Origin of the sequence: Ammoniphilus resinae, assembly GCF_017873965.1 — a bacterium.
Lineage (GTDB): Bacteria > Bacillota > Bacilli > Aneurinibacillales > RAOX-1 > Ammoniphilus_A > Ammoniphilus_A resinae.
The window spans coordinates 232,652-239,452 of sequence record NZ_JAGGKT010000005.1; the positions used below are offsets into that span (position 1 = coordinate 232,652).

6 protein-coding genes are annotated in these 6,801 nt (G+C 44.6%); 2 read left to right on the forward strand and 4 right to left on the reverse strand.

Going from position 1 to position 6,801, the window contains the following annotated elements; all coding sequences use genetic code 11:
- Positions 1-6 precede the first annotated feature (6 nt).
- Together J2Z37_RS11100 and J2Z37_RS11105 are read right to left on the reverse strand one after the other, a co-directional pair.
- The gene (locus tag J2Z37_RS11100) at positions 7-1,482 is read right to left on the reverse strand and encodes a hypothetical protein (RefSeq protein WP_209810325.1); all 1,476 of its coding nucleotides are present in this window, start codon (positions 1,480-1,482) and stop codon (positions 7-9) included.
- A gap of 198 nt (positions 1,483-1,680) precedes the next feature.
- On the reverse strand, positions 1,681-3,225 hold the full coding sequence (locus J2Z37_RS11105) for a malate:quinone oxidoreductase (RefSeq protein WP_342453814.1): 1,545 nt from the start codon (positions 3,223-3,225) through the stop codon (positions 1,681-1,683).
- A gap of 341 nt (positions 3,226-3,566) precedes the next feature.
- Here J2Z37_RS11105 and J2Z37_RS11110 point away from each other — a divergent pair, with 341 nt between their 5' ends.
- On the forward strand, positions 3,567-3,800 hold the full coding sequence (locus J2Z37_RS11110) for a hypothetical protein (RefSeq protein WP_209810327.1): 234 nt from the start codon (positions 3,567-3,569) through the stop codon (positions 3,798-3,800).
- Positions 3,801-3,885: 85 nt separating this feature from the next.
- Positions 3,886-5,634 carry a CHASE2 domain-containing protein gene (locus J2Z37_RS11115; RefSeq protein ID WP_209810328.1) on the forward strand — a complete coding sequence of 583 codons (1,749 nt, stop codon included), beginning with the start codon at positions 3,886-3,888 and terminating at the stop codon, positions 5,632-5,634.
- A gap of 8 nt (positions 5,635-5,642) precedes the next feature.
- Here J2Z37_RS11115 and J2Z37_RS11120 read toward each other — a convergent pair whose 3' ends face one another.
- Both J2Z37_RS11120 and J2Z37_RS11125 read right to left on the reverse strand, forming a co-directional pair.
- Entirely contained in the window at positions 5,643-6,326 is a 684-nt protein-coding gene (locus J2Z37_RS11120) for a Crp/Fnr family transcriptional regulator (RefSeq protein ID WP_209810329.1), read from the reverse strand.
- 70 nt (positions 6,327-6,396) lie between these two features.
- A complete protein-coding gene (locus J2Z37_RS11125) occupies positions 6,397-6,696 on the reverse strand; it encodes a hypothetical protein (RefSeq protein ID WP_209810330.1) in 300 nt (99 codons plus the stop codon).
- Positions 6,697-6,801 lie beyond the last annotated feature (105 nt).

The window sequence follows — 6,801 nt, forward strand, 5'->3', positions numbered from 1 at the left end:
AAATCGTTAAATTTGCAGTTTCTTTTCGATGAGCTCTGGGTTCGGTTCCTTTTTCTTCTCGTCCACAACTAACCCGATATTTTCCAAAAGCGTCCTATAATCTGGATCATCGCCTTTGACGCCTTTTTCGTATATGGCGTGTGAAAGCTCTTTAATAATATGTTTATAACATTGGGCGACACTATTAAAGCCCTTTAATTGCAGTAGGTCGTTTCGTGTTTGATTACGCGCATTTGTATCTTCTGGTTCCAGCCCTTGCATCTCCATATGGTCATCTAAGTTAAGATACCGGTCAACAACTTCTTCTTTACGCGCGCGTTTTTTGAAGAATTTGTATATCGCTGCTGCGCCGACAATTAATCCAGCAGCTCCAAGCAGGATCCATCCGGCTGGTCCAACGCCCGCCAGGATCAACGCGCCACCCACAATCATAGCAGCGCCCTTGGCTGCAGTGGCACCACTCGTTGTCCGATTGAAGGCTTGCGTTTTCTTGCCTAACGAAGCTGCTTGTGACAACGTGGGATCATCCTTCAAGTCTGCTTGGTTTTCAAGATTCCTTAAATTTTTCGTTCTCTCGTGGTGCTTTTTGACACCGTAGAGTCCCCCAGCAAGATAAGCTGCACCTCCAACGACCGCAGCGGCACCAGCTACTGTAGTGGCGGCCGAATTGGCAACGGCTCCTGCCATTGTCCTTGCGGTTTCTGCCGTTTGGGCGGAAGAACGGGTCATATCCGCAAGGCCACCCAAAGCCCCTGTCCCGATATTTTGCATACTATCATAGGTGCTAAGACTTGAAGATTGCTTTTCATATGCTTCATAAATTTGCATACCGGATCCCAAAGCACCTAGGGCAGCACCGAATGGAGCCATCCTTGTTGCTGCAACTGCACCGCCTGAGTCTCCTGCAAGATCGGCAATATTTGCCGCACCCCGCGCGCTCCCAAGCCCAACAGATCCGCCAGCGATGCCGTAGCGTGCATAATCTTGAGCCCCATCCCCACTATCATCGTCTATTTTAAGTTGCTGGACTTCCCTACAGACAGCAGAAAATTTTTCCCAATCTACTGTCTTCTTAAAAAGATCACTCATATTTCGGGTTGACATTTTTCCACTAAATTGATCAACCGAAGGTTTATTCGACCCGGCCATCTTTATAATGGCAGCTTTTTGCTGTTTCACACTCAATCTGTAAAAGTATTGCAGCAGGTTTTTTTTCTCTTGCTTCTCTGCTTTGGCCTCCAACCAATCTAATATTTTCGAGTAATTTTCATAACTTCGTAACGGCCTTTCAACCCCCGCATTGTTCGAAGCAGCACCCGCCTTTTCCGGGGGCGCATCCTTCTGAGCCTGTAACCTCGTAAGCATCTGTTCTCTTTCCAATTGTTGAGCCTGATGATTTCCAAAGTATTGGTTTGCTTGGTTCCCATGCGGCGCTGGTTGATGTGATGCTGCTTTTGATGAATCTCGTGTGTTTCGGGACATCAATTGTTTGGGCAAAGTTTTCACCATCCGTTTTACATTACTAATATTACTACATATTACTACAAAATTTGAATATTTCCTCCTTTTCCTTTTTAACAAACTATAATAACAACAAAGCCCAACAAATTAAAAAAGACTCCCCACCAAAAGTGAGAAGTCTCTTCTTTCTTTGTATAGTATTCCTCTTTTTCGCCCAACTTAAGATAAGACCAATTCTGCTTCAGCAACATTTTCGCTTTCGCCCTTAGTCAAACCAAGTGCTTTGGATGTTGTCGTATGAATCTCTTCGAGCAGCTCGGGATGCTCTAGTAATGATAACCCGTAGGATGGGATCATTTCTTTTAGTTTTGGTTCCCACTCACCCATGTGTTGCGGGAAGCATTTTTTGATTAACTCAAGCATAACGGAAACTGCCGTTGAAGCCCCTGGTGAAGCACCGAGTAAAGCCGCAACAGAGCCATCTGCAGAGCTAACAAGTTCTGTACCGAATTGAAGTGTACCTTTTCCGCCTGCTTCGGTGTCTTTAATCACTTGCACACGTTGGCCAGCAACAACGATATCCCAATCTTCGCTCTTGGCGTTCGGGATAAATTCGCGTAACTCTTCAATTCGTTGTTCCTTAGATAACATCAATTGCCCAATCAAGTATTTGGTTAATGGCACATTTTTTGCACCTGCAGCCAACATAGTAAAAAGGTTATTTGGTTTTACAGAGCCAATTAAATCCATATTGGAACCGGTTTTTAAGAACTTCGGTGAGAAGCCGGCAAAAGGTCCAAATAACAAGGATTTTTTGTTATCGATAAATCGAGTGTCAAGATGTGGTACGGACATTGGAGGTGCACCCACTTTAGCTTTTCCATAAACTTTTGCATGGTGCTGCTCGACAACCTCTTGGTTGTTACATACGAGGAATAGTCCACTAACAGGGAATCCTCCAATATGTTTGCTCTCAGGAATACCGGTTTTTTGCAGTAATGGAAGACTTCCGCCACCGCCGCCAATAAAGACGAATTTCGCAGTGTGACGCTCGATTTCACCGGTTTCCATATTCCATACTTTCAATTCCCACAATCCATCTTCTGTGCGCTTAATATCTTCTACTTGATGCTCGTATTTCACAGCAACATCTTGTTTTTGCAAATGGTCAAACAATATGCGTGTCAAGGCACCAAAGTTAACGTCCGTTCCGGAGTCAATTTTTGTTGCGGCAATCGGCTCGTTCGAGGTACGACCTTCCATAATAAGAGGAATCCATTCCATCAATTTTTTCGGGTCATCGGAAAATTCCATTCCTTCGAACAAAGGACTCTTTGAAAGGGCCTCAAAACGATTTCTCAAAAACTCTACATCCTTTTCCCCTAGCACCATACTCATATGAGGAAGCGGCATGATAAAGTTGTGTGGATTATGGATCAGATTCTGGTTCACAAGATAGGACCAAAATTGCTTGGAAACCTGAAACTGTTCATTAATTTTTAAAGCTTTCTTTATATCAACCGAACCATCTGGCTTTTCTGGAGTGTAGTTCAGCTCGCAAAGGGCTGAGTGTCCTGTCCCTGCATTGTTCCATTCGTTAGAGCTTTCCTCTCCTGCGCTTGCTAGCTTTTCAAACACTGTAATCTTCCATTCTGGAACTAACTCTTTCAACAGTGATCCCAAAGTCGCACTCATGATTCCGGCACCAATTAAGATAACGTCTGTTTTCGTTTGTAAGTTACTCATTTTTACCGTCCTTACTATCCTTAGATTTGCAGAAAGGATGTTAGCGCTCCTGTTTGGGCACAACAAGACAGGGGCGCGACCTCGTCACACACCTTTTCTGGATCATTTTATCACTCTATGAATAGTTTAGCACTAATGTTGATAGAATAAAATATTTATAGGAAGGAAAAAGCGGCAAGTCCGCCCAAAAGTCCCTGAAAATAGGCAAAACACGTTGTGAATAAATGAACAATTCTGGACTCTAACCGCCTTTTTGTCCACTAAATATTTTCCATTCTGTAGTCCAAACCACAAAATACGATTAGCATTCTTGAGATAATAAATTCAACGAAGAAAACAAATCAAAGGAGTGCTTGAAAATGATGAAAAAAGTAATGAAAAGTGTGGTAGTTGGAGCTTTGGCAGTAGGAATTTTGGCTGGAGTCGCGCCGACAGAAAGTTCGGCGAAAAGCCTTAAGGAATATCAACAGGAAATCAGCAATAAGGAGATTTTCAAAGGTGTATTCACGAAGAAATGGGAACTTCCTAGCTGGGTGAAGAAAAAAATGAACGTTGTGAAAGACATTCAAGATGAATTATGGAAGAGACCATAGGGAGCTAGATTAGCTCTCTCTTTTTCATAGCATTTTCCACTTCCTTGGAATATGATAGTTTTTTAGATGAATATAAAAAAGGCAGATGTTTTACGTGAAAATGGTTTGGATTTTGAGAAGTCTTGTGATGGCCGCGCTTTTTAGTCTACTTTACCTCTATCAAACCTTCTACTCTCTTGAAGGGGAATTAACAGACCGCTTAGTCAAGGAAAAGCGGCCGGTGGATGAGCGGATTGTGATCGTAGGAATTGATGAAAAGACATTGAGCAGCATAAGCAGAAATTGGCTCGAGTGGCCCCGCAAAACTTATGTCGAGGTCATGCAACACTTGATAGACGGACGAGCCAAGGCTGTGTGGTTAGATATTTTAATGACTTCAAAAAGTGAAATCGCCGGGGATGATCAAGCAATGAGTGCCATGGTCCAGAAGTACCCCAACATTTTTCTATCCACTTATTACGCCTTTGCCAATGGATCAGGCGGTGGATGGCAAAAGCCCAGCTTTGAGGTGCCGGCATCCCAACTGGTCCACGTGAATGTGTTTCCCGATCAGGATGGGGTGGTTCGGGAAATCCCACTGGCGGTGGAAACAGAAGAACGGATGGTTAAAGCGGCTAGTGTGCAGCTGGCGAATAGACTCCTCCCTTCTGATCAGGAGATCATCTACTCGGAAAAGGGAGTGTGGTATAGAGGCACCACCCCGCTTGTCACCAACGGCCGAAAGGAGATTCCCTTTATTTATGCACAGCCTCCACTTAGCAAGGAAGGATTCCGGTACTACTCGCTTTCGGATGTTTTAGAGCAAAAAGTCCCTGTTTCCGCCTTCCGTGATGCAGTGGTGTTAATTGGGGCCTACGCTCCTTCGATGAATGATGCCTTTGCCACACCCATCAGTCCAACCAAAATGTACGGGGTGGAAATTCATGCGAATATGGTGCAAAGTCTGCTGGATGGGAAATTTTATACCTATGCACCACGCTCGCTCGGGGTCGCCCTGCTTTTTGCCCTTTCGCTTTTTTCCGGCTACCTCATCGACCGTTATACGATGGTGAAAAGTATCCTTTTTCTAGCTGGGCTGTTTATTGCCTATACACTAATCGAAATCCTCTCAATTGAAAACGGGCTTCTTCTGCCTTATGTCTATCCATTGGCGTTGCTGGCATCCCTATTTGTGTGGAGCATGATCAGTCACTATCGTTTGGAAAGAAAGGAAAGAAGCTATATCACTCAGGTTTTTAACCGGTATGTCTCGCCTTCTATCGTTAAAGAAATCCTCCATCATCGGGAGGACCTGCAATTAGGGGGTACTAGCAAAGATGTAACGGTGTTGTTTATCGATCTCCGCGGATTCACTTCTCTTTCCGAGCAAAAGCCTCCGGGGGAAATCATTGCGATCCTCAATGAATATTTGCAGCTTTGTACAGAGGTGATTTTTAATCACCAAGGAACCCTCGATAAATTTATCGGTGATGGGGTGATGGCGTTTTTTGGCGCACCACTTGACATGGGGGACCACACGGAAAAGGCTGTGATGGCTGCACTGGAGATGAAACAAAAAGCACAGAACTTTCCCCACCCGGTATCATTCGGCATGGGGATTCATTGCGGTGAGGTGATCGTAGGAAATGTCGGCTCGAAGCGACGTTTAGACTATACGGTAATCGGCGATGTTGTGAATCTCGCGTCACGTCTCGAATCGCAAGCGAAGCCCGGGCAAATTTTAGTCAGTGAAGCGGTCCACGAGAAAATGCACAATCGTTGTTCAACCGAGTTTCTCGGGATGCGAGAGATCAAAGGGAAGGCACAGCCCATTCCGATCTATGAAATAAGGTGACCTACTACTTAGTAGGCCACCTGTTCCTCCAGCTGGGCTAGGTTCATGATACGAATTTTCCTTTGCTCAATCTCAATCAAGCCTTCTTCTCTTAACTCGGTCAGGATTGCGGATACCGTTTCCCGAACGAATCCGGTGAGATCGGCAAGCTGCTGATGGGTCAGTTTGAAATCAATGATCATCTCTTGACCTTTGGGAACCCCATATTCGCTTGCCAATTGGAGAATCGTTTTGATAATCCTTGTGCGTGCATTGAGCAGGTTGAAATTTTGGATCCGTTCATTGGCTTTTCGCAGTCGAGCCATCGTCAGTTGCAAAAGTCGGACTGCCATTTGCGGGTGGTTGTGGAGGAAATTTAAGTAATCCTGACGTTTTAGGACGTAGAGGATCGTCGCCTCCAAGGTTTCCACCGTAGCAGAACGGGTCTGGGTTTCATCCATTAGGGCCATTTCTCCAAAGCAGTCCCCTTCTTGCAAAAAGGCAAGAATCACTTCCTTCTCCTCCAAAGCACGATAAACCTTGACAGCCCCTTTTTTGATCACATACATTTCATCTCCTTCATCCCCCTCTAAGCAGATGATGGTACCCCGCTTATAGGATCGCTCCAGAAAATAGGGGGTAATCGATTCTAGCTCAGTGTTACTAAGTCCCTCAAACATGGGAATCGTTGGCAAGGATACGTTTAGTCCCAACTTGATCACTCCTGTTTTTTAACGTATGGAAAGACAAGAAAACAAGCCCTTTTAAAAAGGAGCTTGTTCATTAAAACATATTGTTATGATCGGGATTCGCGATTCCCATCCCATGGTCTATCCCGTGAAAGGACTCATCAACGACGAGATCCATTCCTGGGTTCTGATAAGGGTCATTCATTTGCTGATGTAGTAATGGCTGTTGAAATTCATCATCCATTCGTTGATTCATCCTATGCATCTGCTGTTGAGCAATGGCTGCAAGCCCTGCGGAGCCTGCAGCTAGCTTTACAAGTTTTTTAGGTAACATGCGTATAGGCAGGACCATAACTAAACCCGCGGCAATTAAAATAATCATGTAGATTCCCATCTTTCTTTCCCCCTGATATGAACGAAACCTGTCAACCCCTAAGCACCCTTTTTGTTTTTTTGCGCACTAAACTAATCCTGTCAAGTGCATTTCTTTACAGGGTTG